Origin of the sequence: Vogesella sp. EB (genome assembly GCF_001037925.1) — a bacterium.
Taxonomy (GTDB): Bacteria; Pseudomonadota; Gammaproteobacteria; order Burkholderiales; family Chromobacteriaceae; genus Vogesella; species Vogesella indigofera.
In genome coordinates, this window is record NZ_LFDT01000006.1 from 42,149 (window position 1) to 68,055 (window position 25,907).

Here is a 25,907-nt window from a genome sequence, read left to right on the forward strand (position 1 = left end):
CGGTCAACACAGGTTTAACCGTGGCGCCGGCCCTAGTCGTCCACCGGCAGCGCCGGCAGGCCGTGGCGCGCGCGGGCACGATTACAGGCGCGCTCGTAGATGCCGACATCGGCCAGCGCGCCGAATTCGCGGCATGGCGACGGCCGGTCGGCGTAGATGCTGCAACTGACCGACTCGCCGACGGTGCCCTGCAGCGCGACACAGCGCAGGGTGTGCTCGTCGGTGCCGCACATGCGCATGGTGTTGCCGATCTCGACCACCGCCATGGCCGGCGGCACGCCGCGGCGCTCGGGGCCGGCCAGTTCGGCGCGGTGAAACGACACCCGGAACGCGGCGCAACAGGCGCCGCAACTGGTACAGGAAACAGGATAAGCGGCCATCGGCTATCTGGAATGCGGTGAAAATGGTAAAAGTACAGGTATTACCGCAACCTGGCCATCGCCGCAAGTGACGCAACCGACCCGACCACAGCTGACCGCCGCCGGCCTGGTGTTCCCACACCCGGAACACGGCATCGCCAACCTCGCCGCCCGCCTGCACGGCAGCCACAGCCCCTGCCCGCCGCTGCAGCACCCGTCGCTGGCACGACTGGAGCAGGCGCAAACCATCATCCTGCTGGTCATCGACGGCATGGGCTGCCAGCAACTGGCCGAGCTGTCGCCCGGCGGCTGGTTGCGCCAGCAGCAGACGCTGCCGCTGACGTCGGTGTTTCCCAGCACCACCACCAGCGCCATTACCACCTACCTCACCGGGCTGCCGCCCAGCGTGCACACCCTCACCGGCTGGCATCTGGCGGCGCCGGAGGTCGATGCCGTGGTCACGCCCTTGCCGCTGACGGTACGTCACCGCGGCCGCCACACCCCGGACGACCCGGCCGAGCTGGCGCGCGCGGTGTACCGCACGCCCTCGGCGCTCACCGGGCCGCGGCGCCAGATCGTGCTGCAGCCGAACTACATCCTCGACTCCGCCTACAGCCTGCACCACGGCGGCAGCGCAGCGCGCCAGGGCTGGGCGTCGTACGAGGACCTGTTCCGCCAGCTGGACACGCTGCGGCGCGAGGCGAGCGCGCCGCAGTTCATCTACGCCTACATCCCGGACCTGGATTCGATCATGCACCACAAGGGCACCACGCACCCGCGTTGCCGCCAGCTGTTGCAGCGTATCGAAGCGCACTGCGCCGCCTTTGCCGCCACGCTGTCCGGCCGCGACGCCGTACTGTGCATCAGCGCCGATCACGGCCAGATGGACATCCCGCCGCCGCGCCTGCTGCAGCTGCGCGATTTCCCGGAGCTGGCCGCCTGCCTGCGCCAGCCGCTGTCCGGCGAGCCGCGGGTGGCGTTCTGCCACGTGAAGCCGGAACGGCTGGTGGACTTCCCGCAGCTGGCCGCACGCCTGCTCGGCCATGCCGCCTGGTGCCTGCCGGCGACGCAGCTGCTGGACGAGGCCTGGTTCGGCCCCGGTGCCGACGTAAACGACCCAAGGTTGGCCGCACGCGTCGGTGACTATGTACTGCTGCTGAAAGAGGACTGGGGTCTGCTGGATTCGCCGGCCGACGCCCCGCTACCCAAACTGCTGGGCAACCACGGCGGGCTGTCTGCCGCCGAGATGATGGTGCCGCTGATCGTGATTGACGGAAAAGAAGGAGTAGCAAGTGATGAGTGACCCGACGATACGCCGCGCCGGACACAACGACCTGACCGCACTGGCGGTGCTGTTTGACGAATACCGCCAGTTCTACGGCGAAAGCAGCGACCGCGAGCTGGCACGGCGCTTCCTGCAGGCGCGCATGACCAAGAACGAATCGGTGATTTTCCTGGCGGAACACAGCGACGGCGAGGTGCTCGGCTTCTGCCAGCTGTACCCGTCGTTCTGCTCGCTGGCGGCGGCGCCGATCTACGTGCTATACGACCTGTTCACCCGGCCGCAAGACCGCCAGCGCGGCATTGCCAGCGGCCTGCTCGGCCACATCGAACGCTACGCCCGCGACAACGGCTTCGTGCGGCTGGAGCTGTCCACCGCCCGCGACAACCAGGCCGCGCAAAAGCTGTACCACACCAAGGGCTGGGTGCGCGACGAGGTGTTCCTGCACTACGGCAAGTCGACCCTGCCGCAGGAATAGGCGTCGCTAACAAACCCCTGGTTCTGTATTACGCCGCCTTGGCTCAGGTGCGCGGCGAGGTTTTGTCAGCGACCCTGAACCGGTCTGCCTGCCGCCGTTGGCCGCCTCATTGCGGCCAACGTTCGCGCCACTGCTGCAGATCGCGACGCGTGATGCTGCCGGGGAATACCACCCGTTCGCGCACGCTGTCCTCGGCCTCGCCCAGCTTCATCAGGCCGAAATCCAGCTGTGCGCCACCCAGGTCCGGTGGTGTCACCACCCCCATGCGGTCCAGCCATGTCGACTCCAGCCCGGCCTTGATGTATTGCTGCGGCTGGCGAAGCACCTGACGCAGGTAATCCAGCTTGCCCGGCAGCGACAGCTGCTTGCCCATCACCGCCAGTTCCGCATCCAGCTGCTGCAAGCGTTGCGGCAGCTCGGCGTCCTTGACGTCATCGCTGCCGCGCAGCGCGGCGGCGTTGATCAGCGTCTGGCCACCGGCCGCCAGCCGCAACAGCACGCGCTGGCGCTCGGCCTCCAACTGCTGGCGGCGGGCATCGAACAGCGCCACCCGCCGCGCCAGGTCGCGGCACAAGGCGTTGAACGCCTCCATGCCGGCCAGTTGCCGCAGGTTTTTCAGGCTGTCGTAGGCCGCCACCACACGGTGCTGCTCGAAACTGATCACCTGCTGCGGCACGTCGTTCTGCACTTGGCCATCGGGCAGCAGCTGGCTGCCGAGGCGCTGCCGCGCCTGTGGCTGCATTACCAGCAGCAGGTAGGCGGTGTCGGGATTGGAGGGATGGGAGAAATACTGTTGCAGCGCCTCGCTGCCCTGCAGCACGCGGCACAGGCTTTCCGGCGACGCGAACAGCAGCCCGACGCGGCGGTCGGTGGTGTAGCCGGCGGGACTGAGATCCAGCGGCGCCGGCAGGTGCTCGATCAGCTCGCTGGCGTAGCGCAGGGTGTCGCGCACGCCGCGCTGCAGCTGTTGCTGGCTGCGCGGCAGCAGCCGCACCTTGGGATCGACCTCGTCGATCAGCCGCTCCACCGCCTGCGACACCTCCTGCCGCCCCCAGGGGCCGCCGCCGCCCAACCACCGCTGCAAAAAGAAGCTCATCACCCTGCCCGCTTTATCGTGACTGTGTCCCTGCCGGCTGCGTGAAATGGCGACCAACAAGGTTGGCCGCATGGCCAGAAATCAGGAGAACTGTTCGTCCGCCGCCAGGTAGCGCCACTTGCCGGTCGGCAGGTCGCCCAGCATCACCTTGCCGATGCGGATGCGCTTGAGGCCGACCACGTGCAGGCCGACGGCCTCGCACATGCGGCGGATCTGGCGCTTCTTGCCCTCTTTCAGGATGAAGCGCAGCTGGTCGTCATTCTGCCACCACACCTTGGCCGGGATCAGCGCCTTGCCGTCCAGCGACAGGCCGTGGTTGAGCAGGCGCAGGCCTTCGTCGGACAGATCGCCCTCGACGCGCACCAGGTATTCCTTTTCCACGTCGGAGGTTTCACCAATCAGCTCTTTCGCCACGCGGCCGTCCTGGGTCAGCACCAGCAGGCCGACCGAGTCGATGTCGAGGCGGCCGGCCGGTGCCAGCCCTTTCATGTGGTCGCGCGAGAAGCGCAACCCGGACTTGTCGTCTTCCCAGTGGTTGTCCGGCGTGATCAGCGCCGCCGCCGGCAGGTAGCCCATCTCGGCCTGGCCGGAGACGTAGCCCATCGGCTTGTTGATCAGGATGGTGACGCGGCGTTCCTGCGCCTGGGTCATTTTCTTGTCGAGCTGGATGTCGTCGCCGGTCACCACCTTCTGCCCCAGCACCGCCACGCTGCCGTTGACCTTGACCCAGCCCTGCTCGATATAGCTGTCGGCCTCGCGGCGAGAACAAAGCCCCATTTCAGCCATGCGTTTTGAAAGTCGTACGGGTTCCATTCTTCACTCCGGAGTAGCGTCAGGCCGCTGGCGGCACCGCGCGTGTAATAACAGGCCGCGTATTGTAGTGAGCGCTGCCCGATTGGCAAAGCGCTGATTACGCGGCACCGGGGGCCGCCGCCTCGCCCTGGCGCACGCGTTCGAACAGGCAGACGGTGGCCGCCATCGCCACGTTCAGCGATTCGGCATGGCCGGGCATCGGAATGCGCACGCGGCGGTCGCAGGCGGCCAGCACCGGCGCCGACACGCCCTTGCCCTCGTTGCCAAACACGAAGGCCACCGCACCGCGCAGGTCTTCGCTGTACAGCGACACGCTGCCTTCCAGATGCGTCGCCAGCCGGGCACCGGGCCAGCGCGCCAGCTCGGCGGCCAGATCGGCCTGCTCGTGGATCTGCAACACGAAGTGGGCGCCCATGCCGGCGCGCAGCACCTTGGGCGAATAGACGTCGACGCAGCCCTTGGACAGGTACACCTGGCGCACGTTGGCCGCAGCGGCGCAGCGCAGGATGGTGCCCATATTGCCCGGGTCCTGCACGTCGTCCAGCAGCACCGCCGCTTCCTGCTGCGCGGCGCTGCCCTGTGGTCGCGGGCACAGCACCAGCACTTCTGCCGGTGTCGCCAGCGCGGTGACCTTGGCCAGCACCGCGGTGCTGACCAGGCTGCACGGCACGGCACGGTCGATGCGACCCTGCAGCGCCAGCCATTCCGGATGCTGCTGCGCCGCCTCGTTGACGTACACCGCGTGCAGCGGCAGCCCGGCGTCCAGCGCTGCCTGCAGCAGGTGCAGCCCTTCCAGCACCAGCAGTTGTTGCTTGCGCCGCTCGCGGGCGTTGTCCAGCAGCCGCGCCAGCGATTTCATCTCGTCATTGGCGGCCGAGGTAATGATTTTATGGAATGTCATGCCTAGAAAGTGAGTTGCGACACCCGGAATACCGTTTCCTTGAAGCGGTGGTAGGTGTCGTCGTCGATCGCCTTGTTGCTGCGATAGTTGTCAACAAAGAAGACTCCGGCCAGCTTGTGGCCGGAAAACACCGACATGCAGGCGAAGTGGCCTTCGCCGAGATGGGTGAAGAATTCGTCCTGGTATTTGCGCGCCAGCTGCGCGCGGGTCGAGGCCGGCGCATGGAAGCTCTGCGGCCGGCTGGTGAGCAGCGCGAAGAACGAGCCCGGCTCCAGCGCCACGATGTGCTTGCGCAGCGGGTGGTTGTCTTCCAGCCCGATCTGGTAGCGCATTTTCAGCGAATGGCTGGGCTGGTCGTAGCGCAGGAACATGATGCGTTCGAACTGGATGTCGTTGGCGAGATGGCGCAGCGACTCCAGCAGCGCCTTTTCCAGCTGCTGCTCGCCGGTGAGGGAGGCGACCTCGTCCTGCTTGTTTCGCTCCGGGAACGGGCCGGGAATGTACAGGTAGGCCCGCGCCGGATAGGTGTAACCCAGCGCGCGCGGGTGGCGTGCCACCTGCAGGATCGCCTGCTGCACCACCTGCTGCGCGTCGTCGACCCGGCAGCCGATCAGCTTGGCCGCCGCCTCGATGCCAATATTCCACTGCGGCCGCCACCAGCCCTGGTCCACCGCGTTGGCGGTGGCAATCGCCAGCTTCAGCAACTGCTTGCGGCGGTTGACCGGCCCGGCGCCGAGGGTGTTGAGCAGGCCGGACGGCAACGGCATGCGCTGGATGAACTGCTCGACGATCTTGGGGTAGTCCAGCGCGAACACATCCGACACCTCGTGCAGCAACGGCCCGCCCGGAATGCGGTTGCGGTAGATCAGGTACAGGCAGGCCGGCAGGTTGTACACCAGCGCCGCGATGAAGCAGTCCTCGACCTTGTATTCACCGGTGATCGCCAGCCATTCCTTGATGATGAAGGCGGCAACCCGCGAGCGCCCCAGCCAGTCGCCGACGGCATCGACCACCTCCTGGTCCAGTTTGCCGTGCACCGTGGAGAGCGCCGGAATCTGGCGATAGCGCGCGGTGATCACCTCCAGCCCCAGCATCATCAGCATCTGCTCGACGGTGGGGTGCGCCTCGCTGCGCTGCAGCGCGCGCGACGCGCCGACCAGCCGCATCAGGTCCAGCAGCAGGAACGGGTCGGACAGGGTCAGGTTGGCCAGCTCGGAAAACACGATGCGATCGCCGGGCAGCGACAGCATCTGCCGCACCTCGACCGCGGTGGCCGGCAGGATCGGCCAGCGGTTTTCCGACAGCGATGACAGCCAGTTAGCGATGTCCATGATTGTGTCCCCAGATGAGGAGTTCTTTTTGTAATGGCCCGTTCAGTGGCAGCCGTTGCTGCGGCGGCACCGCCGCGATCCCGAAGCTGTTGCTCACCAGCTGCGCATGGTTGGCCGCATGCTGCTGGAAGTGCGCCCACACCCGCGCCATCGGCGCCGGCGACAGGAAGGCATGGATCACGTCGAAACGTGACCAGTCCAGATCCCAGAAATTGCCGTAATGCAGGCTGACATTGGCCGGCCGCCCGGCGCGCAGGTAGCGCCAGCGCGACCACAGCCACGGCAGCAGCGCGTTCTCCACACCGCACAGCTGCAGGTCGGCACGCTGTCGCGCCAACTGCAGCAGCACCCGGCCGTCACCGCTACCCAGATCCAGCACCGCCGCGCCCGGCGGCAGCCAGTGCGCCAGGGTGGCGATGCTTTCCTGCGACGACAGGTACAAGGGCACCCGCTCGGTCAGCGCATTGCGACTGAGGGCAAACAGCAGCACGAAGCCGCACAGATACAGCCACGGTGCCCACTGCTGCCACAGTGCCAGCACCACCAGCGGCATGAACAGCAGATGCAGCAGGCGCTGCGGCAGCGAACAGCGCAGCACGCTGGCCAGCAGCAGCGCCAGCAGGCACTGCGCCGCCAGCCAGGGCAGCGGCGTGAGCAGCGGCGCCCAGAACACCCAGGCCAGCAGCACCGCCAAAAGCTGGATGCCGGCATGACGCAGCAAGGCTGTCAGCCTCATGGCGCTGCCGGTGCTCCTGCAGCCGCAGCCGCCACCGGCGCCGCTTCCGCGACCGGCCCCTGGCCACGAATCTGGCTCTCGGTTTCCTCGTTCAGGATCACGATGGCGATACGGCGGTTTTCCGAGCTGAACACGTTCTGCTTGTTCAGCGGATCCGCCGACGCCAGCCCGACCACGCGCAATACTTTCTCATCCAGCATACCGCCGGCGATCAGCTCGCGGCGCGCGGCATTGGCGCGGTCGGCCGACAGTTCCCAGTTGGTATAGCCGGTGGCCGCCCCGGCAAAGCGGGTGGCGTCGGTATGGCCGGAGATGCTGATCTTGTTGGTCACCTCGTTCAGCTCGCGGCCGATTTCCTGCAGCAGCACGCGGGTGTGTTCCATCGGCAGCGCGCCGCCGGACTGGAACATCGGCCGGTTCTGCTCGTCGATCAGCTGAATGCGCAGCCCTTCCGGCGTCATTTCCAGCTTGACCTGGTCCTTGAACGACTTCAGTACCGCGCTCTGCTCCATCTTCTGCTGCAGCTTTTGCTGGATGCGCTGCTGCAGCTTGCTCAGCTCTGCCCGCTTCTGCCCGCTGGCCGGGTCCGGATTGCCGCGCTTGACCTGGCCGGACTGCCGCGTCAGGTCGGTGCCGCCGCCGGGGATCACCGCGGTGGCGTCACCGGCACCCTCGCCACCCTGCAGCGCCAGCTTCAGCGGCATCTGGAAGTACTGCGAGATGCCGCTGAGGGCGCCCGCCGAGGTCGAGCCCAGCAGCCACATCAACAGGAAAAAAGCCATCATCGCGGTCACGAAGTCGGCGTAGGCGATCTTCCAGGCACCGCCGTGGTGGCCGCCGTGGCCTTTCTTGATGCGTTTTACGATGATGGGGCGTTGCGATTCGTCAGCCATTGTCAGCCGTGGCCTCGTTTTGAGTCTGGAGTATCAGGAAAGCAGCATGCCGTATCAGCATAACCAAAGCCGCCGGTGCTTGCCAGCCGCGCAGTCACGTCACTGGCATGGCCGCCGGCCACGCGCTAGCCGTCCGGCAATGAAAAAAGCGGGTCGATTGTATAATCAAACCCGCTTTGCTGCTCGTAAAAGCCGCGCCGTCACGGCCTCAGGCTCAGGCCAGACCGCGTTCCTTCAGCTGCTGCTCGAAGATTTCCATGCACTTGACTGCAGTGGTAATCAGCTCGTCGATCTGGTCCTTGCTGATGATCAGCGGCGGTGCCGACACGATGTGATCGCCGCAGGCACGCATGATCAGGCCATGCTTGAAGAAGATGTCGCGGCACATCAGGCCGATCTCGCCCCAGTTGTCGAACAGCGTCTGGCTGGCCTTGTCCTTGACCAGGGTAAACGCCTGGATCAGGCCGACCCCGCGCACGTCGTCGACATGCTCGAAGCGGGAGAACGCCTCGCGCCAGCGTTTCTGCATGTACGGGCCGGTGTCCTCGTGCACGGCGGCGACGATACCCTCGTCGCGCAGCGCCTTGACGTTGGCGTGCGCCACCGCCGCCGCCACCGGGTGACCGGAGTAGGTAAAGCCGTGGTTGAAATCGCCGCCTGCGGCCAACGTTGCCGCCACCTCGTTGTTGACGAACACGGCACCGATCGGCATGTAGCCGGACGACAGGCCCTTGGCGGTGGTGAAGATGTCCGGGGTGAAGCCTAATTGCTGCTGGCCGAACCAGTGGCCGGTACGGCCGAAGCCGCAGATCACCTCGTCGGCAACCAACAGGATGTCGTACTTGCGGCAGATGCGTTCCACTTCCGGCCAGTAGCTGGCCGGAGGGATGATCACGCCGCCGGCGCCCTGGATCGGTTCGCCGACGAAGGCGGCCACCTTGTCGGCACCCACTTCCAGGATCTTGTCCTCGATCCAGCTGGCAGCCAGCTTGCCGAACTCGTCGGCGCTCATGCCCTTGCCGTACTTGTAGTGCCACGGCTGCTGCACGTGCACGATGCCCGGAATCGGCAGGTCGCCCTGTTCGTGCATATAGCTCATGCCGCCCAGGCTGGCGCCGCCGATGGTGGAGCCGTGGTAGCCGTTCCAGCGCCCGATCAGCGTTTTCTTCTGCGGCTTGCCCTTCACGTCCCAGTAGCGGCGCACCATGCGGATCATGGTATCCACCGACTCCGAGCCGGAGTTGGTGTAGAACACATGGTCAAAGCCCTTGGGTGCCACTTCCGCCAGCAGGTGCGACAGTTCGACCACCGCCGGGTGCGAGGTCTTGAAGAAGGTATTGTAATAAGCCAGCTCTTCCATCTGGCGCTTGGCGACTTCCGGCAGGTCCTTGCGGCCGTAGCCGATGTTGACGCACCACAGGCCGGCCATGCCGTCGAGAATCTTGTTGCCTTCGCTATCCCACAGGTAGATGCCATCCGCATGGGTAATCATGCGTACTCCCTGTCCGTTCAGGGAGGCGGTGTCGGTAAACGGGTGCAGGTGATGTGCGGCGTCCATTTCCCGCCATTGGGCTGTGCTGCGCTGATGCTTCATGAAATCTCTCCTGGTTTGAATAACGGGAGGTCTGCGCCTCCCGCTTGCTACTCAATTACACGTGCAGCAGCAGGAACTTGCGTTCCCACGGGCTGATGACGCGGAAGTATTCGGCAAATTCCTTTTCCTTCATGCCGACATACATCTCGACGAAGCGCGGCCCCATCACCTCGGCCACGTCGGTGCAGGCCTTGAGGCGCACCAGTGCCTCCTCGGTGCCGTGCGGGAACTGGAACGGCAGCTCGTAGGCGTCGCTGGCCAGCGGGTCGCGCGGCTTGATCTTGTTCATCATGCCGAGGTAGCCGCAGGCCAGGGTGGCGGCCATGGCGATGTACGGGTTGACGTCCACACCCGGCACCCGGTTTTCCACGCGGCGTGCAGCCGGCGACGAGTGCGGCACGCGCAGGCCGACGGTACGGTTGTCGTAGCCCCACTCCACGTTGGTCGGTGCCGCGGTGTACGGCGACAGGCGACGGAAGGAGTTCACGTACGGCGCGAAGAACGGCATGCACTCCGGCAGGTAGTGCTGCAGGCCGCCGATGAAGTGGAAGAAATGCTCGGTCGGCTTGCCGTCTTCACCGGAGAACAGGTTCTTGCCGGTGTGCTTGTTGAGCACGCTCTGGTGAATGTGCATCGCGCTGCCCGGCTCCGCTTCCATCGGCTTGGCCATGAAGGTGGCGTACATGCCGTGACGGAAGGCGGCCTCGCGCACGGTGCGCTTGAACAGGAACACCTGGTCGGACAGGTCCAGCGCATTGCCGTGCATGAAGTTGATTTCCATCTGCGCGGTGCCGATTTCGTGAATCAGCGTGTCGACTTCCAGATTCTGCGCGTGGCAGTAGTCGTAGATGTCCTCGAACAGCGGATCGAACTCGTTGACCGCGTCGATGGCGTAGGAGCGGCGACCGAATTCGGCACGGCCGGTACGACCGATAGGCGGTGCCAGTGGAATATCAGGATCAGGGTTGGGCGACAGCAGGTAAAACTCCATCTCCGGTGCCACCACCGGCTCCCAACCTTGGGCCTCATACAACGCCAGCACGCGCTTGAGCACGTTGCGCGGGGCGACTTCCACCATCGAGCCATCCGGACGCAGCGCATCGTAGATCAGCTGCGCGGTCGGATCGGTGGCCCACGGCACGAAGCGCATGGTGTTCGGATCCGGCATCAGCACCATGTCCGGGTCGGTCAGGTCCAGCATGCTGTCATCGGGATAGTCGCCGGTGACGGTCTGGATCAGCACGGCTTCCGGCAGGCGCATTTCCTGGTCGGAAACAAACTTGTCTTTCGGGACGATCTTGCCGCGGGCGACGCCGGTCATGTCCGGAACGATACATTCCATCTCGGTGATACGGTTGTCGCGCAGCCATTCAAACAATTGGTGATTCATGATGCATTTCCTCTTTTTTACCGGTCATGCCGGCGGTTTTGCCGAGTACGTCTATTGGTTGCGACGCATACGGCGCTCCCGGCAAGCTGCGCCGAAAGCCTCGAAAATTGCCTGGGACACGTCGTTGTCCCAGTACTTCCATTCTGGATGCCACTGCACGGCATAGGCAAAGTTGCTGGCGCTGCCGACGCGGTAGGCCTCGATCAGCCCATCCTCGGCCACCGCCTCGGCGATCAGGCCGTCGGCCAGCCGCTTGATGCCCTGCTGATGGATGGAGTTGACCCTGGCACTGTCGCGGCCGAGCCAGAACTGCAGCCAGCTACCGGCGGTGAACTGCACGCTGTGCGCCGGGCCGTACATCAGGTCCAGATCCTCGGTCTGCGGCTCGCGGTGGTCATTCAGCCCCGGCTGCTCCTGCACGTGCTGGTGCAATTCGCCCCCCAGCACCACGTTGATCTCCTGGAAGCCGCGACAGATGCCCAACAGCGGGATGCCGGCGTCGATCACCCGCCGCACCAGCGGCAGCGTGGTAGCGTCGCGCGCCTTGTCGTGCAGGGTGCCGGGGCGGCTGGGCACACCCTGATAGTGGTGCGGCTCGATATTGGACGGCGAACCCGGCAGCAGGATGCCGTCCACCAGATTAATAATAGTGTCCAGCTGCGCCGCGTCACCCAGCGACGGGATCAGCACGGCCACGCCGCCGGCCGCCCCCACCGCCGCGGTGATGTACTTCTCGCCCACCGCGTGGAAGGGAAACAGGCCTATGGTTTTGACATCACAAGGGATGCCGATAATCGCTTGCATGGTTACCTCGGTTGGTTTTACAGCGCCGTCTTCAGCGCGGTCAGCGGATCGACGTAGTCGTAACCGAGGTCGCGCGCTACCGCCGCATAAGTCACTTTGCCACAACAGATGTTCAGGCCGTGACGCAGATGAACATTGTCATGCAGGGCCTGCGGCCAACCTTTGTCCGCCAGCTCCAGGGCATAAGGCAGCGTGGCATTGGTCAGCGCCATGGTGGCGGTTCTGGCGACACCACCGGGCATGTTGGCAACGCAGTAGTGCACGATGCCGTCAACAATATAGGTCGGGTGCTGGTGCGTGGTCGGCCGGCTGGTCTCAAAGCAGCCGCCCTGATCGATGGCGACATCCACCAGCACCGCACCGGCGCGCAGCTGTTTCAGCATCGCGCGGTTGAGCAGCTTCGGCGCCGCCGCACCCGGCACCAGCACCGCACCGATGATCAGGTCCGCATCGCGCACCGCTTCCTCGATATTGCTGCTGTTGGACATCAGCGTCTTGATGCCGCTGCCGAACAGCATGTCGATCTCTTTCAGCCGCGCCAGCGACTTGTCCAGCAGGGTCACATCGGCGCCCAGTCCCAGCGCCATCCGCGCCGCATTGAGGCCAACCACCCCGCCGCCCAGCACCACCACCCGCGCCGGCGCCACACCGGGCACACCGCCGAGCAGCACGCCGCGGCCACCCTGCGCCTTTTCCAGCGCGTGGGCGCCGGCCTGTACCGCCATGCGGCCGGCCACTTCCGACATCGGCGCCAAGAGCGGCAGGCCGCCACGCTCGTCGGTCACCGTCTCGTAGGCGATGGCCACGGCACCGGATTCCAGCAACAACTGAGCCTGTTCCGGATCCGGCGCCAGATGCAGATAGGTAAACAGCAGCTGCCCCGGGCGCAACATGCGACACTCGGCCGGCTGCGGCTCCTTGACCTTGATGATCATCTCGGCCCTGGCAAAGATTTCTTCCGGCCGCGACACGATGGTGGCGCCGGCCTGCAGGTACTGCTCGTCGGCAAAGCCGATGCCGAGCCCGGCCTGACTTTGCACCAGCACCTTGTGGCCGTGTGCCACCAGTTCACGCGCACCGGACGGCGTCAGGCCGACACGGTACTCATGATTTTTGATCTCCTTCGGAACGCCGATTAACATAGCACTCTCCTTTGGGTGATGTCGTGAAGCTCTGAGCAACAGTTGTTTAAAAAAATATACAACAAACTTGCAATCACACACTGATTTTGACTATAAAATGCACGGGTTGCAAAGAAATTTCGTTATTGCGGCGCAACAGACGGGCTTAAAGTGGTCAAAATCCTCATCGTTGTACGTCTAAAATTATTAACATACAGATTGGACAGGAAGCATGGATGTTGGAGCACGATTAAGGATGGTTCGCGAACGCATGGGTCTTTCGCAGCGTGAACTGGCCAAAAGAGCGGGCGTCACCAACGGTACGATCTCGCTGATCGAGCAAAACCGCGTCAGCCCGTCGATCAGTTCACTGCGAAAAGTGCTGGAGGGTCTGCCGATGACCCTCTCCGACTTTTTCACCTTCGATGCAGACCCGCAAGCACCACGCGTGTTCTACAACAAGGACGAACTGCCCAACCTCGGCAACGACCAGATCCAGCTGCTGCTGGTCGGCACCTCGCACGAGCGGCGCGACATCGCCATCCTGCGCGAAGTGTACGAGCCGTTTGCCGACACCGGGCCGGACATGCTGACCCATGACGGCCAGGAGGGCGGCGTGATCATTCGCGGCCAGATCGAGATCACCGTCAATAACGAAGCCCGCATCCTCGGCCCCGGCGACGCCTATTACTTCGACAGTCGCCAGCCGCACCGCTTCCGCAACGTCAGCGACGAGTGCTGCGAGATCGTCAGCGCCAGCTCTCCGCCGACGTTCTGAACCGCCTCCTGCTACGGGGCGGACCCGACACAACAAAGGAGAAACACCATGGCTCGCACCCATGCAGAATGGCAAGCTTTTGCCAGCACGCTCACCATCGAAGGCCGCGCCTTCATCGACGGCCAGTATGTTGCAGCAGCAGACGGGCGCACCTTCGACTGCATCAACCCGGCCAACGGCCAGCACCTGGCCAGCATCAGCTGGGCCGGCGCACCGGAAGTGGAACAGGCAGTCAAGGCCGCCCGCCGCGCCTTCGACAGCGGCAAATGGTCGGACCTCGCGCCGCTGGCCCGCGGCCGCATCCTGAAGCGCTTCGCGGCGCTGATCCGCGAGCATGGTGACGAACTGGCACTGCTGGAAACGCTGGACGCCGGCAAGCCGATCGGCGACACCACCAGCGTGGACGTGCCCGGTGCCGCCTACTGCGTGGAGTGGTTCGCCGAGGCCATCGACAAGATCGGCGGTGAAGTTGCCCCGGTGGACCCGAAAATCGTCGGCCTGGTCACCCGCGAAGCCATCGGCGTGGTCGCCGCCGTGGTGCCGTGGAACTTCCCCATCCTGATGGCGAGCTGGAAATTCGGCCCGGCGCTGGCCGCCGGCAACGCCGTGATCGTCAAGCCGTCGGAAAAATCGCCGCTGACCGCCATCCGCTTGGCGGCACTGGCCAAACAGGCAGGCATGCCGGACGGCGTGTTCCAGGTATTGCCGGGTGCCGGCGATGTCGGCAAGGCGCTGGCAATGCACATGGACATCGACTGCATCGCCTTTACCGGCTCCACCGGCGTCGGCAAGCTGATCGCCACCGATGCCGCGCAATCCAACCTCAAGCGCGCCTGGCTGGAGCTGGGCGGCAAGTCGCCCAACATCGTGTTGCCGGACTGCCCGGATCTGGCCAAGGCAGCGCGCGCCGCCGCCGGCGCCATCTTCTACAACATGGGCGAGATGTGCACCGCCGGCTCGCGCCTGCTGGTTCATCAAGACATCAAGGACGCCTTCATCGCCGAATTCAAGAAGGCGGCCGCGCACTACCAGCCGGCCGATCCGCTGGATCCGGCCACCAGCATGGGCGCCATCGTCGACCGCGTGCAGTACGACAAGGTGCTGTCCTATATCGACAAGGGCCTGACCGAGGGCGCGCAACTGGTGTGTGGCGGCAAGGCCGCGCATACCGATACCGGCCTGTTCATCGAGCCGACCGCCTTTGTCTGCACCGGGCCGGACATGACCATCTGCCGCGAGGAAATCTTCGGGCCGGTGCTGGCCATCATCACCTTCAAGGATGTGGACGAGGCGATCCAGATCGCCAACGACAGCGAGTACGGCCTCGCCGCCGCGGTATGGACCAGTGACCTGAGCACCGCGCACAAGGTGTCGCGCCGCCTGCGTGCCGGCACGGTGTGGGTGAACTGCTACGACGAAGGCGGCGACATGAACTTCCCGTTCGGCGGCTTCAAGCAGTCCGGCAACGGCCGCGACAAGTCGCTGCACGCGCTGGAGAAGTACACCGAGCTGAAGTCGACGCTGATCAAGCTGTAACAGCGACGCGACGCCGGCAACAACAACGGGCCTTCGTGGCCCGTTTTTCATTGGCCGGCCGCCGGCAGCGGCCGCCAGCCACCCCTAAAAACATTGCGGCCAACCTTGTCGCCAAGGTTGGCCGCAAGCCGTGAACGGCGCCGGCCGCCGCGCGCAGACTTCTGCCGCGCTACGCCGGACGCTACCGTGTACAACTAGTCGCGGAACACCGGCCGCTCGCCGCTGACTGCGGCCATTACCGCCACCTGAATGTCTTCCGACATCAGCATCGCCGCGTTCCAGGTCGCCACGTAATTCAGCCCCTCGGCCACGCCGTGGTCACGGCTATAGTTGAGGATCTCCTTGGTGCCTTGCACCGCCAGCGGCGATTTGGCCGCGATCTGCAGCGCCATCGCCTCCGCCGCCTGCAACAGCGCCTCGCGATCCGGCAACACGCGATTGACCAGCTGCATCGACTTCGCCTCGTCCGCCGGCACGTCGCGCGCGGTCAGCGCCAGCTCGCGGGCATTGCCCTCGCCCACCACCCGCGCCAGACGCTGCAGGCTGCCGACATCGGCAACCATGCCGACATCGACCTCGCGCACGCTGAATACGGCACCCTCGGCGGCAAGACGGATGTCGGCGGCCAGCACGATGTCCAGTGCGCCACCGACACAGGCGCCATGGATGGCGGCAATTACCGGTTTGCGGCACAGCTCCAGGCTGCTGACATTGGCCTGCAGGCCGACGATCAGCCGCCGCAACTTGTCGCGCTTGCGCGCCTCGCAGCTGTCCTCGATGGCGCGTTGCATGTTCATCAGCATCGCGAGGTCAATGCCGGCGCAGAAATGCTTGCCGTTGCCGGACAGCACCACGGCACGCACCTCCGGCTGTGCGTCGCACCACTCCATCGCCTGCTGCAACTCCTGCCACATCGCCTCGTTCAGCGAGTTGGCCTTGTCCGGGCGGTTCAGCGCCACATGGGCAACCTGCTGCCGCACCTCGACGGTGATCGTGTCATAGCTCATCGTATCGCCCTCAGTTGCGTTTCTTGGGCACCCACGCCCACACCATCTCGCAGCGGATCGGGGATTCGCCGGACTCGTCGGTCACCACCACTTCCACCAGCACGTCACCTTTTTCTTCCGTTGCCATGCGGCTAACCTGGGTACGGTCCAGCGTCGCGACTGCCTTCATGTCGCCCTGCGCCCGCTTCAGGTACTCGACCTTCATCGATTTCAGCAGCATCAGCTTGTCGTCCGGCACGTTCATGCCGACCACGAAACCGGTCGCCGTTTCCGCCAGCAGCGCCATCGCCGCCGCATGCAGGCCCTTGATGTGGTTCTGCACCTTCTTGCGGTTACGGATGCTGACCACCATGCGCTCGCGGCTGACCTCGTCGAAACGCAGGCCGGCGGTCCCCAGGAACGGGACGAAGTTGCCGAATAGCTTGGTGATCGCCCAGGAGCGCAACCCACCCGGCAGCGCCGCGGTCTTGTCCACCATGCGGCACATGCTGTTTTTTTGTTGTTCCATCAAACCCTCTTCTCGTGTTGTCGTGTTGTTATTTGCTTGTTATTTGAATGACTACTGGCAGCCCAGCAGCAGCCGTATCTGCAGCTTGACCGATTGCAACGCCTGCTGGTCGAAACGTGCCAGCTGCAGCGCGCCCTGCATCGCGGCAAAGACCACGTCGCCCATGCCCTCGGCGGTGCCGGGATAGTGCATCACCCCGGCGTCGCGGCCACGGCGCACGATGTCCGCCGCCCAGCCGCGCATCAGCGCGACAAAGGCCTGCGTCTGCAGCCGCATGTCGTCGGGCAGGGTCTGCAGCTCGGCCGACAGGATGCCGCTCGGGCAGATCTGCTGCTGCCCGAAATAGCGGTCGGCCAGCTCGAAATACTTTTCCAGCTGCTCGCCCGGCGACAGTTCGGCCTGTGCCTGGGTGAAGCGCTCGAAGCGGCGGCAGTAGCGCTCGATCAGCGCCACGCCCAGATCGCTCTTTTTCGGGAAGTGATAGTGGATGGCGGCATTGCGCACCCCCAGCTCGGCACTGATGTGCTGGTAGCTGAAGGCATTGAACCCGCGCGAGAGCATCAGTGCTTCCGCCAGGTCGAGGATTTTTTTGCGCGTATCGGTAATACGGGCGTCGGTTTCAGGCTTCATTCCGCGACTCTACTTACTGGTCAGTAAGGTGTCAATGCACGCCATGTCGCGATGCTGTTTGCCGCCAAATTATTCGGTTATGATGGCCTTTTACTTTGCCGTACCTCACACGCGTACCTCCCATGAAACTCAAGTTCAGCAAAATGCACGGCCTCGGCAACGACTTTGTGGTGGTGGATGGCATCCGCCAGACGGTAGGCCTGACGCCGGAGCGTCTGCGCCAGCTTGGTGACCGTCACCTGGGCATCGGCTTTGACCAGTTGCTGCTGGTGGAAGCCCCGCACGCCGGCGAAAACGACTTCCGCTACCGCATCTTCAACAACGACGGCAGCGAAGTGGAACAGTGCGGCAATGGCGCCCGCTGTTTCGTGAAGTTCGTCACCGAGCAAAAGCTGACCAACAAGCGCGCCATCCGCGTCGAAACCGCCAAGGGCGTGATCGTGCCGGAATACCACAGCAACGGCCTGATCACGGTGGACATGGGCGTGCCGCGGCTGAAATCGCTGGAGGTACCGTTCATCGCCGACGGCGACGCCATCACCCACCCGCTGGCCATCGGCGACGACTCGATCGACGTCACCGTGGTGTCGATGGGGAACCCGCACGCGGTTTGCGTCGTCAATAACGTGGACAGCGCACCGGTAGCACAGCAGGGCCCGCTGGTGGAGTCGCACCCGCGCTTCCCGGAAAAGGTCAACGCCGGCTTCATGCAGATCGTGAACCGCGGCGAAATCCGCCTGCGCGTCTACGAGCGCGGGGCGGGCGAAACCCTGGCCTGCGGCACCGGCGCCTGTGCCGCGGTGGTGGCCGGCATCCAGCGCGGCCAGCTCGACAGCCGCGTACTGGTACATACCCGTGGCGGCGACCTGAATATCGAATGGGGCGGCCCCGGCCATCCGGTGAAGATGACCGGCCCGGCGGTGACCGTATTTACCGGTGAAATTGAAATCTGACCTGACAGCGGAGTCGCAGCGTGCAAAATGATGATGTTCTTGCCTTTCTTGATGCCCATCCGGACTTCCTCAACCAGCATGCACCGCGCTTCGGCCTGAAAAGCAGCCACGACCGGGTGGTGGTGTCCTTTGCCGAGCGCCAGCTGCTGGAAATGAAAGACCAGAACCGCCAGCTGGAAGCGCAGCTGGTGCAGCTGGTAAGGCATGGCGAGCAGAACGACCTGATCCTGTCGCGCTGTCACCAGCTGAGTCTGGCGCTGATGCAGGCCGACACCCTGGAACAGACCGTTGACGCCATCGTGCGCACCTTCGACAAGCAGTTCGGCCTGCAACGCGTGGCACTGCGGCTATGGCACGATGCGGCCAACCCCAGCCCGTTCTACAACGCCAAGCAGGACATCCGCCTGCTGGCCGGCAACCTGTGCGCACCGTACTGCGGCCCTTACGTCAACGATGAGATCCTCAGCTGGTTCCCGACCCAGCCGGTACTGCAATCGTTCGCCACCATCGCGCTGCGCCAGCAGGGCGAGGCCTTCGGCCTGCTGGTACTGGGCAGCGAGGACAGTCAGCGCTTCTCGCAGGACATGCAGACCCACTACCTGGCGCAGATGGGCGAACTGGTCGCCGTGGCGCTGCAACGGGTACTGGCCGCGGCATGACGCCCTCCCTCTCCAGCCTGATCCTGCTGTCGCCACTGCTGCTGTATCTGCTGCACGCGCTGTGGCGGCTGATCGCCAGCGACAGCGTGACCGCCGTACTGGCCGTGGTGTCGGCCTATGTCGTCAGCGCCGTCTTCTTTCGCCTGTACCTGCCGTCGCTGGCGCTGGTGCCGGTATGGCTGCCACTGTTCTATGCCTACCTGTGGCTGGGGCTGGCCGGCGCACTGGCGCTGCTCGGCTGCGGCGAATACCGCCGCTCCGGCGTGCTGCTGCGAGGACTGTCGCTGAAGATGGGCAGCTACTTCCTCAGCCAGGCCTGCCTGCTGGCCGGCATGCTGCTGCTCAACCCGCTACTGGCCGGACGCCCACTGCAGGCGCTGGCCACGCTGCCCCCGTTTGTTGCCCTTACCGGCTACGCGCTGTACCGCACCCTGCTCGCCATCAGCCGACCGCAACAGCGCACACCATGGTGGGGCATCCTGTTCGCGCTGCTGGTGCCGCCGCTGCTGCTGGGCTGGATCGCCGAGATCCTGGTGCCGCTGTTCTTGCGCTACCTGTAAATGCAAAAAACCGGACGGTCACCCCATCCGGTTTTTTTGTTGGCGCCGCGCTCAGGCGGTTCAGGCGGCGGGCGACTTCAGTACCGTGCCGTCCTGATCCAGCACCGTCAGCGCAATGGTGATGCCCTGGCCGATGCTCTGCGACACGGTGCAAAAATCCTCGAAGCTGCTCAGCAGCCGCTCCAGATTGGGCTGCCCCTGCAGCGGCTTGCCACACTGCAGCGTGACATCGATGCGCGTCACCCGCAGCCGCTTGCGTTCATTGCGGCTGATGGTGGCTACCGCCTCGCACGACAGCGGCGCGACATCGAGGTGGAACTTGCGCGACGAGAACAACAGGCTAGCGCACAGACAGTTGGCCGCGGCGGCCACCAGCAGCTGCGACGGTGACGGCCCGCTATTGTCGCCCAGCGGCGCCGGCTCGTCGGTCAGCAACTGATAGTCCCCGCCTTCAAAACGATTGTCGAAGCGGTAGTTGTCGATCTGGGTCAGCCTTACGATTTCCTGTTCCTGGTCACTCATCACGCTCCCCTTATGCCAAGCTGCGGCCCAGCACCTGGGCCAACGGGCGCAGTTGCGCCATCAGACTGCCAAACGCCACACCATCCAACGCCTGATCACCATCACACCACGCCTGCGCCGGATCGGGATGCACCTCCAGCATCAGGCCATCGGCCCCCGCCGCCAGCGCCGCACACGACAGCGCCGGCACCAGCCACGCCTTGCCGCCGGCATGACTGGGATCGACGATCACCGGCAGGTGCGTCTCGCGTTTCAGCAGCGGAATCGCGGTCACGTCTAGCGTGTTGCGCGCCGCCGGGTCAAAGCTGCGCACGCCGCGCTCGCAAAAGATGATGTTGTGGTTGCCGCCGATGGCGATGTACTCGGCGGCCATCAGCCACTCGCTGACCGTCGCCGACAGGCCGCGCTTGAGGATCACCGGCTTGTTGATGCGGCCAACCTCTTTCAGCAGGTCGGTGTTCTGCATATTGCGCGCACCGATCTCGATCACGTCGATGTCGTACTCAAGGAAGGTATCCAGCAGACGGATGTCCATCAACTCCGACACCACCGGCAGCCCCTGCTGCCGCGCCGCCTCTTGCAGATAGTCCAACCCGACCACGCCCAGCCCCTGGAAGCTGTACGGACTGGTGCGCGGCTTGAAAGCACCAGCGCGCAGCAGGCGGGCGCCGCCCTCGCGCACCAGCCTGGCCGCCTGCTGCATCTGCGGCGCGGTCTCCACCGCGCACGGCCCGGCAATCACCTGCACCGCGTCGCCGCCGATGGCCAGCCCGCGCACGTGCACCACCGTATTGTCCGGCTGCACCTCGCGCGACACGATGCGATAGTCTTTCAGCACCCGTAGCGCGCGCTCCACCCCCGGCATCATCTCGAACATGCTCGGCTGCAGCGAACGCTCGTCGCCGACGGCGCCGATAATGGTGCGCTCGGTACCGCGCGAGACGTGCTCGCTCAAGCCCGCAGCACGGATCTTGCCGATCACGTCGTCAATGCTTTGCGCACTGGCGGCTGGCGACATCACGATAATCATGAAAACCGTCCCCGTATAAACAGAAAAGCCGGCGAGGCCGGCGACAAACTCAGATGCGGTCGTGCGACAACCACTTGTTGACCGGTGCCGGCCGGTAGGCATTCATCTTGGCCAGCAGCTCGTCGATGGTTGCCGCCACCACGAACAGCTGCAGATTGCCTTCCGCGACAAAGCCCTCGGCCACACCGTGGCGGATCATCGCCAGCAGGGGGTCAAAGAAGCCGTCGACATTCAGCAGCCCGATCGGCTTGCTGTGCACCGACAGCTGGCCCCAGGTCAGCATCTCGAACAGTTCGTCGTAGGTGCCGAAGCCGCCGGGCAAGGCGACAAAGCCGCCGGACAGGTCTTCCATCAGCGCCTTGCGCTCGTGCATGGTTTGCGTGACATGCAGCTCGGTCAGGCCTTGGTGTGCCAGTTCCTTCTCGCGCAGAAAACCCGGAATCACGCCGATCACGCGGCCGCCGGCCGCCAGCGCCGCATCCGCGGCAGCCCCCATCAGGCCAACGTTTCCGCCGCCGTACACCAGCGCGATGTCGCGCTGCGCCAGCGTTCGGCCCAGCTCGACCGCCGCCTGCTCGTAAGCGGCGCGCGAACCCTTGTTGGAACCACAAAACAGGCAAACAGACTGGATAGTCATACGTTTAATCCATCAACGGCCGGCGCGATGCCGGCCTGGCAATATGTCAGAGAACGGCTTGCGGGTAGGCGCCGAGCACCTTCACGAAGGAGGTGCGCTCCATCAGCCCCTGCAGCGCCTTGGCGACATTCGGGTCGTCGTGGTGGCCTTCGACGTCGATGAAGAACACGTAGTCCCACAGCCCGGCACGCGAAGGACGCGACTCGAACTTGGTCATCGACACGCCGTTGTCGGCAATCGGCGCCAGCAGGTAGTGCACCGCGCCCGGACGGTTCGGTGCCGACACGATCAGCGAGGTCTTGTCCTGGCCGGTCTGGCCGACATCCTGATGCCCCAGCACCAGGAAGCGGGTGGTGTTGTTCGGCTCGTCCTCGATGTTTTCTGCCAGCTTCAGCAGATTGAAGCGCTCCGCCGCCGCCTGCCCGGCAATCGCGGCGCAGCTGCCATCCTCTGCGGCCAACCTTGCCGCCTCGGCATTGCTGGCCACCGACACCCGCTCGACATCGGCCGGCAGGTTCTTGTTCAGCCACTCGTGGCACTGTGCCAGCGCCTGGGCATGGGCATAGACGCGGCGAATGCCGTCGGTGCCGGCGCTATTGCGCAGCAGGTGGTGGTGAATGCGCAGCACCACTTCGCCGCACACTTTCAGCGGCGTGCTGACCATCAGATCCAGCGTGCGGCCAACCGCGCCCTCGGTGGAGTTTTCCACCGGTGCCACCACGTAATCCAGCGCCCGCGCTTCCACCAGCCGGAAGGCTTCGTCGATGGAGGAACAGGCGACGGTGCGTGCGGCATGGCCGAAGTGCTTCAGCGTTGCCAGCTGGCTGAAGGTGCCCTCCGGGCCGAGATAGGCAATGGACAGCGGCTTTTCCAGCGCCAGGCATTCCGACATGATCTCGCGGAACAGGCGTGCCACGGATTCGCCGGGCAGCGGCCCGGGGTTCTGCTCCTTGATGCGGCGCAGCACCTGTGCCTCGCGCTCCGGTCGGTAGATGATGCCGCCACCCTTGATCTCGCCGATTTCACGGGCGTGCTGGGCGCGCTGGTTGAGAAGATGGAGAATCTCGATGTCGATGCGGTCGATGGCATCGCGGTGTTGCTTGAGCTGTTGTTCCGACACGATTTACAAGTCTTTCAGTATGACAAACTGGCCTTTTCCGATGGGGTAAGTTTCCGCGAGATAGCCACGCGTAGCAAGCACTGCTTGTACAAAAGGCGCACATTCTTCGGCATGTGACAAGGCGTTGTCCATCACCAGCAAGGCACCGGGCGCCAGGATGCGCGTGATCTCCGGCCAGTAGCCGGGATAACGCTGCCGATCGGCATCGAGAAACAGCAGATCCACCGATTCGTCGGCGGTATTGGCCAGCACCGCGAACGCGTCGTCGGCGTGCAGCGTCACCACCGGTTCCAGCGCGAACGCCTGCAGGTTGGCGTGTGCCAGCGCGATCTTGTGTGCGGAATGATCGACCGACACCACCTGCCCCTTGTGCGCCTGCGCCGCCAGCGCCAGCCACAGCGTGGAATAGCCGCTGGAGGTGCCGATTTCGAGCGTGATGCGTGCCCGGCGGGTGCGTGACAGCTGGTACAGGAAACGCCCGGTCTGCGGCGTAATGGTCAGCCGCTTCTCGGCACGGGCGGCCGCATGGCGGTCGTGTGCCTCGTTGTCTTCCCACAATTGCTGCAGCCGTGCCAGCCGCTCCCCAGTCAACATGTCATCCCCTTCAGAAACAGGCGGCAATCAGGTTTGCCGCATCGACCACGAAATCCGGGCGCAGATACGCCCACAGTCCCGCCGCCAGCACCAGCACGCCGCACACTGCCACCAGCCAGTTCATGACTGAGTCGTTACCGCAGGCACCGCCGGCACCGGCTGCTCGCGCACCGGCAGGTTGGCCGCAGTGGCCAGCAACCCCAGCAACACCGTCAACCACCACACCACGTCGTAGCTACCGGTACGGTCGTACAGCAGCCCACCCAGCCACACCCCGAGGAAGCTGCCGACCTGGTGCGAGAAGAAGACCGCGCCCGACAACATGCCCAGGTGACGTACGCCGAAAAGACTGACCAGCACGCCATTGGTCAGCGGCACCGTCGACAGCCACAAGAAGCCCATCGCCGCGGCAAACAGCGCCACCGACCACGGCGTCAGCGGTGCCAGAATGAAGATGGTGACCACGATGCTGCGCAGGAAGTAGATCCCGGCCAGCAGCATCGGCTTCGGCCGGCTGCTGCCGAGGTGGCCGGCGACGTAGGTGCCGGCGATGTTGAACAAGCCGATCAGCGCCAGCGCCAGACTGGCCACCTCGCCGGACAGACCGTGATCGCGCAGATAGGCCGGCAGGTGCACGCCGACGAACACCACCTGGAAGCCGCAGACAAAATAGCCGACCATCAGCAGGCGGAACGAGCGCTGCTGCCAGGCCATGGCAAAGGTGTCGCTCATGCCGCGCAGCATGCTGCCCGGCAAGACCGGCAGCGCTGGCGCCTGGCGGTAGGCCTTTTCCAGCGGCGCCGCCAGCGGCAGCAGCAAGGCGGCGGTGACCGCCAGCACCAACAACGCCGGCATCCAGCCCAGGCCGTCGATCAGGCCGCGCTCGACCGGCACCATGATGAACTGCCCAAAAGAGCCGGCCGCCGCCGTCAGCCCCATGGCGCGGGAGCGGAATTCCGGCGCCACCGCCCGCACGATCACCGAGAACACCACGCTATAGGTGGTGCACGACAGGGCAAGGCCAATCAGCAAGCCGGCAGAACCGGAAAGCAGCACCCCACTACTGGACAGCGTCATCAGCGCCAGCCCGGCGGCGTAGAGCACGCCACCGGCCAGCAGCACACGCCCGGGGCCGTGCCGGTCAGCCAGCGCGCCGGAAAACGGCTGCGCCAGCCCCCACACCAGGTTCTGCAAACCCAGCGCGAAGGCAAAGGTTTCACGCGTCCAGCCGAACGATTGCGTCATCGGTGGCAGGAAAAAACCGAAACCGTGGCGGATGCCCATACTGAGGGTGACCACGGTACCGGCGGCGAGCAACAAGAACATCAGGGGGCGATTGGCTGTCATGGGAACTCCGGAGCAAGAACGACATGATGCTTGCTTCATGCGCCGGCGACCAGTCGCCACGGCAAAAACACTGATCCGGATTGCGAACAATGAAAAAACCCGTCACACGGACGGGTTTTGCGTTGCGGCCAACCTTGTCGCTCAGCCGTGCTGGCGGGCGAAGTCTTCCATGAAGTGCACCAGTGCCTTCACGCCTTCGATCGGCATCGCGTTGTAGATCGAGGCGCGCATGCCGCCGACCGAGCGATGGCCCTTGAGCTGCATCAGGCCGTTCTTTTTCGCCTCGGACAGGAACACGTCTTCCAGCGCCTCGTCCTTGAGGCGGAACACCACGTTCATCTTCGAGCGGAACGGCGCCTGCACATGGCTGAAGTAGAAGCCGTTGCTGCTGTCGATCATGTGGTAGAGCAAGCCGGCTTTTTCGTCGTTGCGTGCCTGCATGCCCTTGATGCCGCCCCGCGTCTTCAGCCACTTGAACACCAGGCCGGCGATGTAGATCGGATAGGTGGCCGGGGTGTTGTACATCGAGTCGGCGTCGGCGTGCACGCGGTAGTCGAGCATGGTCGGCGTCTGCGCCTGGGCATGACCGAGCAGGTCTTCGCGCACGATGACCACGGTCAGGCCGGACGGGCCGATATTCTTCTGCGCACCGGCGTAGATCAGGCCGAATTTGGATACGTCCACCTCGCGCGACAGGAAGTCGGACGACATGTCGCACACCAGCGGGGTATCGCCCACTTCCGGCACGAACGGGCACTGCAGGCCGCCGATGGTCTCGTTGGAGGTGTAGTGGAAGTAGGCGGCATCCGGCGTGCGCTGCCAGCTGGCGACGTCCGGCACCACGGCGTAGTTGCTGTCGCTGCTGCTGGCCACCACGTTGACGCCGGTGTAGCGGCGCGCTTCCTTGACCGCCAGCTTCGACCAGTGGCCGGTATCCAGCACGTCGATATGGCCGTCCACCGGCGCCAGGTTCAGCGGCACCATGGAGAATTGCTGCGAGGCACCGCCTTGCAGGAACAGCACCTTGTAACCGGCCGGGATCGCCATCAATGCGCGCAGATCCTGCTCGGCATCGTGGATGATCTCCATGAACTCCTTGCCGCGATGGCTCATTTCCATCACGCACATGCCGGAGCCGTGCCAGTCCAGCATTTCCGCCTGGGCGGTTGCCAGCACTTCGTGGGGCAATACGGCAGGACCGGCTGAGAAGTTGTACACCTTGGCCATG

28 protein-coding genes are annotated in these 25,907 nt (G+C 64.8%); 7 read left to right on the forward strand and 21 right to left on the reverse strand.

Going from position 1 to position 25,907, the window contains the following annotated elements; translation table 11 throughout:
* Positions 1-32: 32 nt before the first annotated feature.
* Positions 33-380, reverse strand: coding sequence for a YkgJ family cysteine cluster protein (locus tag ACG97_RS05245; protein WP_047966294.1), 348 nt, complete (start codon positions 378-380; stop codon positions 33-35).
* A 67-nt stretch (positions 381-447) separates the two neighbouring features.
* On the opposite strand from ACG97_RS05245, the gene ACG97_RS05250 reads away from it, so the two are divergent.
* Positions 448-1,662: an alkaline phosphatase family protein gene (locus tag ACG97_RS05250; RefSeq protein ID WP_053068072.1), complete on the forward strand. Its 1,215-nt coding sequence runs from the start codon at positions 448-450 to the stop codon at positions 1,660-1,662.
* Complete coding sequence (locus ACG97_RS05255) at positions 1,655-2,119, forward strand: GNAT family N-acetyltransferase (protein ID WP_047966295.1); 465 nt, start codon at positions 1,655-1,657, stop codon at positions 2,117-2,119. Before ACG97_RS05250 ends, ACG97_RS05255 begins: the two co-directional genes overlap by 8 nt.
* A gap of 106 nt (positions 2,120-2,225) precedes the next feature.
* Here ACG97_RS05255 and ACG97_RS05260 read toward each other — a convergent pair whose 3' ends face one another.
* From ACG97_RS05260 to ald, 10 genes are all read right to left on the reverse strand, one after another.
* Positions 2,226-3,215, reverse strand: a complete 990-nt coding sequence (locus tag ACG97_RS05260; RefSeq protein ID WP_156167948.1) for a hypothetical protein — start codon at positions 3,213-3,215, stop codon at positions 2,226-2,228.
* Positions 3,216-3,296: 81 nt separating this feature from the next.
* Positions 3,297-4,028, reverse strand: coding sequence for a pseudouridine synthase (locus tag ACG97_RS05265; RefSeq protein WP_047966297.1), 732 nt, complete (start codon positions 4,026-4,028; stop codon positions 3,297-3,299).
* A gap of 97 nt (positions 4,029-4,125) precedes the next feature.
* A complete protein-coding gene (locus tag ACG97_RS05270; protein WP_047966298.1) occupies positions 4,126-4,929 on the reverse strand; it encodes an RNA methyltransferase in 804 nt (267 codons plus the stop codon).
* A 2-nt stretch (positions 4,930-4,931) separates the two neighbouring features.
* Positions 4,932-6,260 (reverse strand): hypothetical protein, encoded by a 1,329-nt coding sequence (locus tag ACG97_RS05275; RefSeq protein WP_047966299.1) that lies wholly within the window; start codon positions 6,258-6,260, stop codon positions 4,932-4,934.
* On the reverse strand, positions 6,247-6,996 hold the full coding sequence (locus ACG97_RS05280; protein ID WP_047966300.1) for a class I SAM-dependent methyltransferase: 750 nt from the start codon (positions 6,994-6,996) through the stop codon (positions 6,247-6,249). Before ACG97_RS05280 ends, ACG97_RS05275 begins: the two co-directional genes overlap by 14 nt.
* Positions 6,993-7,889 carry a flagellar motor protein MotB gene (gene motB, locus ACG97_RS05285; RefSeq protein WP_047966301.1) on the reverse strand — a complete coding sequence of 299 codons (897 nt, stop codon included), beginning with the start codon at positions 7,887-7,889 and terminating at the stop codon, positions 6,993-6,995. The genes ACG97_RS05280 and motB overlap by 4 nt, the downstream gene beginning before the upstream one ends.
* A 214-nt stretch (positions 7,890-8,103) precedes the next feature.
* On the reverse strand, positions 8,104-9,483 hold the full coding sequence (locus ACG97_RS05290; RefSeq protein WP_047966302.1) for an aspartate aminotransferase family protein: 1,380 nt from the start codon (positions 9,481-9,483) through the stop codon (positions 8,104-8,106).
* Positions 9,484-9,538: 55 nt separating this feature from the next.
* Positions 9,539-10,873, reverse strand: coding sequence for a glutamine synthetase family protein (locus ACG97_RS05295; RefSeq protein WP_047966303.1), 1,335 nt, complete (start codon positions 10,871-10,873; stop codon positions 9,539-9,541).
* Positions 10,874-10,924: 51 nt separating this feature from the next.
* Entirely contained in the window at positions 10,925-11,677 is a 753-nt protein-coding gene (locus tag ACG97_RS05300) for a gamma-glutamyl-gamma-aminobutyrate hydrolase family protein (RefSeq protein WP_047966304.1), read from the reverse strand.
* A 17-nt stretch (positions 11,678-11,694) separates the two neighbouring features.
* Entirely contained in the window at positions 11,695-12,819 is a 1,125-nt protein-coding gene (ald, locus tag ACG97_RS05305) for an alanine dehydrogenase (RefSeq protein WP_047966305.1), read from the reverse strand.
* Between the two features lie 211 nt (positions 12,820-13,030).
* Here ald and ACG97_RS05310 point away from each other — a divergent pair, with 211 nt between their 5' ends.
* Together ACG97_RS05310 and ACG97_RS05315 are read left to right on the forward strand one after the other, a co-directional pair.
* Positions 13,031-13,576, forward strand: coding sequence for a cupin domain-containing protein (locus ACG97_RS05310; RefSeq protein ID WP_047966306.1), 546 nt, complete (start codon positions 13,031-13,033; stop codon positions 13,574-13,576).
* 48 nt (positions 13,577-13,624) lie between these two features.
* Positions 13,625-15,112, forward strand: a complete 1,488-nt coding sequence (locus ACG97_RS05315; RefSeq protein WP_047966307.1) for an aldehyde dehydrogenase — start codon at positions 13,625-13,627, stop codon at positions 15,110-15,112.
* A gap of 194 nt (positions 15,113-15,306) precedes the next feature.
* On the opposite strand, the gene ACG97_RS05320 is transcribed toward ACG97_RS05315, so the two are convergent.
* Genes ACG97_RS05320 through ACG97_RS05330 form a run of 3 tightly spaced genes read right to left on the reverse strand, consistent with a single transcriptional unit; the run spans position 15,307 to position 17,257 of the window.
* Positions 15,307-16,119: a crotonase/enoyl-CoA hydratase family protein gene (locus ACG97_RS05320; protein ID WP_047966308.1), complete on the reverse strand. Its 813-nt coding sequence runs from the start codon at positions 16,117-16,119 to the stop codon at positions 15,307-15,309.
* Positions 16,120-16,129: 10 nt separating this feature from the next.
* Positions 16,130-16,627, reverse strand: coding sequence for a DUF4442 domain-containing protein (locus tag ACG97_RS05325; RefSeq protein WP_047966309.1), 498 nt, complete (start codon positions 16,625-16,627; stop codon positions 16,130-16,132).
* Positions 16,628-16,678: 51 nt separating this feature from the next.
* Complete coding sequence (locus tag ACG97_RS05330) at positions 16,679-17,257, reverse strand: TetR/AcrR family transcriptional regulator (RefSeq protein ID WP_047966310.1); 579 nt, start codon at positions 17,255-17,257, stop codon at positions 16,679-16,681.
* A 122-nt stretch (positions 17,258-17,379) separates the two neighbouring features.
* On the opposite strand from ACG97_RS05330, the gene dapF reads away from it, so the two are divergent.
* From dapF to ACG97_RS16875, 3 genes are read left to right on the forward strand one after another with little or no spacing between them, the layout of a single operon-like run.
* The gene (gene dapF / locus ACG97_RS05335) at positions 17,380-18,210 is read left to right on the forward strand and encodes a diaminopimelate epimerase (protein WP_047966311.1); all 831 of its coding nucleotides are present in this window, start codon (positions 17,380-17,382) and stop codon (positions 18,208-18,210) included.
* 20 nt (positions 18,211-18,230) lie between these two features.
* The gene (locus ACG97_RS05340; protein WP_047966312.1) at positions 18,231-18,869 is read left to right on the forward strand and encodes a DUF484 family protein; all 639 of its coding nucleotides are present in this window, start codon (positions 18,231-18,233) and stop codon (positions 18,867-18,869) included.
* On the forward strand, positions 18,866-19,429 hold the full coding sequence (locus ACG97_RS16875) for a hypothetical protein (RefSeq protein ID WP_053068074.1): 564 nt from the start codon (positions 18,866-18,868) through the stop codon (positions 19,427-19,429). The genes ACG97_RS05340 and ACG97_RS16875 overlap by 4 nt, the downstream gene beginning before the upstream one ends.
* Positions 19,430-19,489: 60 nt before the next feature.
* On the opposite strand, the gene ACG97_RS05350 is transcribed toward ACG97_RS16875, so the two are convergent.
* The 7 genes from ACG97_RS05350 to serC form a co-directional block, all read right to left on the reverse strand.
* Positions 19,490-19,951, reverse strand: coding sequence for an OsmC family protein (locus tag ACG97_RS05350; protein WP_047966313.1), 462 nt, complete (start codon positions 19,949-19,951; stop codon positions 19,490-19,492).
* Between the two features lie 10 nt (positions 19,952-19,961).
* Positions 19,962-20,981 carry a 3-deoxy-7-phosphoheptulonate synthase gene (gene aroF, locus ACG97_RS05355; protein ID WP_047966314.1) on the reverse strand — a complete coding sequence of 340 codons (1,020 nt, stop codon included), beginning with the start codon at positions 20,979-20,981 and terminating at the stop codon, positions 19,962-19,964.
* Positions 20,982-21,030: 49 nt separating this feature from the next.
* Positions 21,031-21,618 carry a TIGR00730 family Rossman fold protein gene (locus ACG97_RS05360; protein ID WP_047966315.1) on the reverse strand — a complete coding sequence of 196 codons (588 nt, stop codon included), beginning with the start codon at positions 21,616-21,618 and terminating at the stop codon, positions 21,031-21,033.
* 46 nt (positions 21,619-21,664) lie between these two features.
* On the reverse strand, positions 21,665-22,738 hold the full coding sequence (gene pheA / locus ACG97_RS05365; protein ID WP_047966316.1) for a prephenate dehydratase: 1,074 nt from the start codon (positions 22,736-22,738) through the stop codon (positions 21,665-21,667).
* 3 nt (positions 22,739-22,741) lie between these two features.
* Positions 22,742-23,332: an O-methyltransferase gene (locus ACG97_RS05370; RefSeq protein WP_047966317.1), complete on the reverse strand. Its 591-nt coding sequence runs from the start codon at positions 23,330-23,332 to the stop codon at positions 22,742-22,744.
* A 120-nt stretch (positions 23,333-23,452) separates the two neighbouring features.
* Positions 23,453-24,679 carry an MFS transporter gene (locus ACG97_RS05375; protein ID WP_082133653.1) on the reverse strand — a complete coding sequence of 409 codons (1,227 nt, stop codon included), beginning with the start codon at positions 24,677-24,679 and terminating at the stop codon, positions 23,453-23,455.
* A 141-nt stretch (positions 24,680-24,820) separates the two neighbouring features.
* The gene (gene serC / locus ACG97_RS05380; protein WP_047966319.1) at positions 24,821-25,906 is read right to left on the reverse strand and encodes a 3-phosphoserine/phosphohydroxythreonine transaminase; all 1,086 of its coding nucleotides are present in this window, start codon (positions 25,904-25,906) and stop codon (positions 24,821-24,823) included.
* Between the last annotated feature and the right edge of the window lies 1 nt (position 25,907).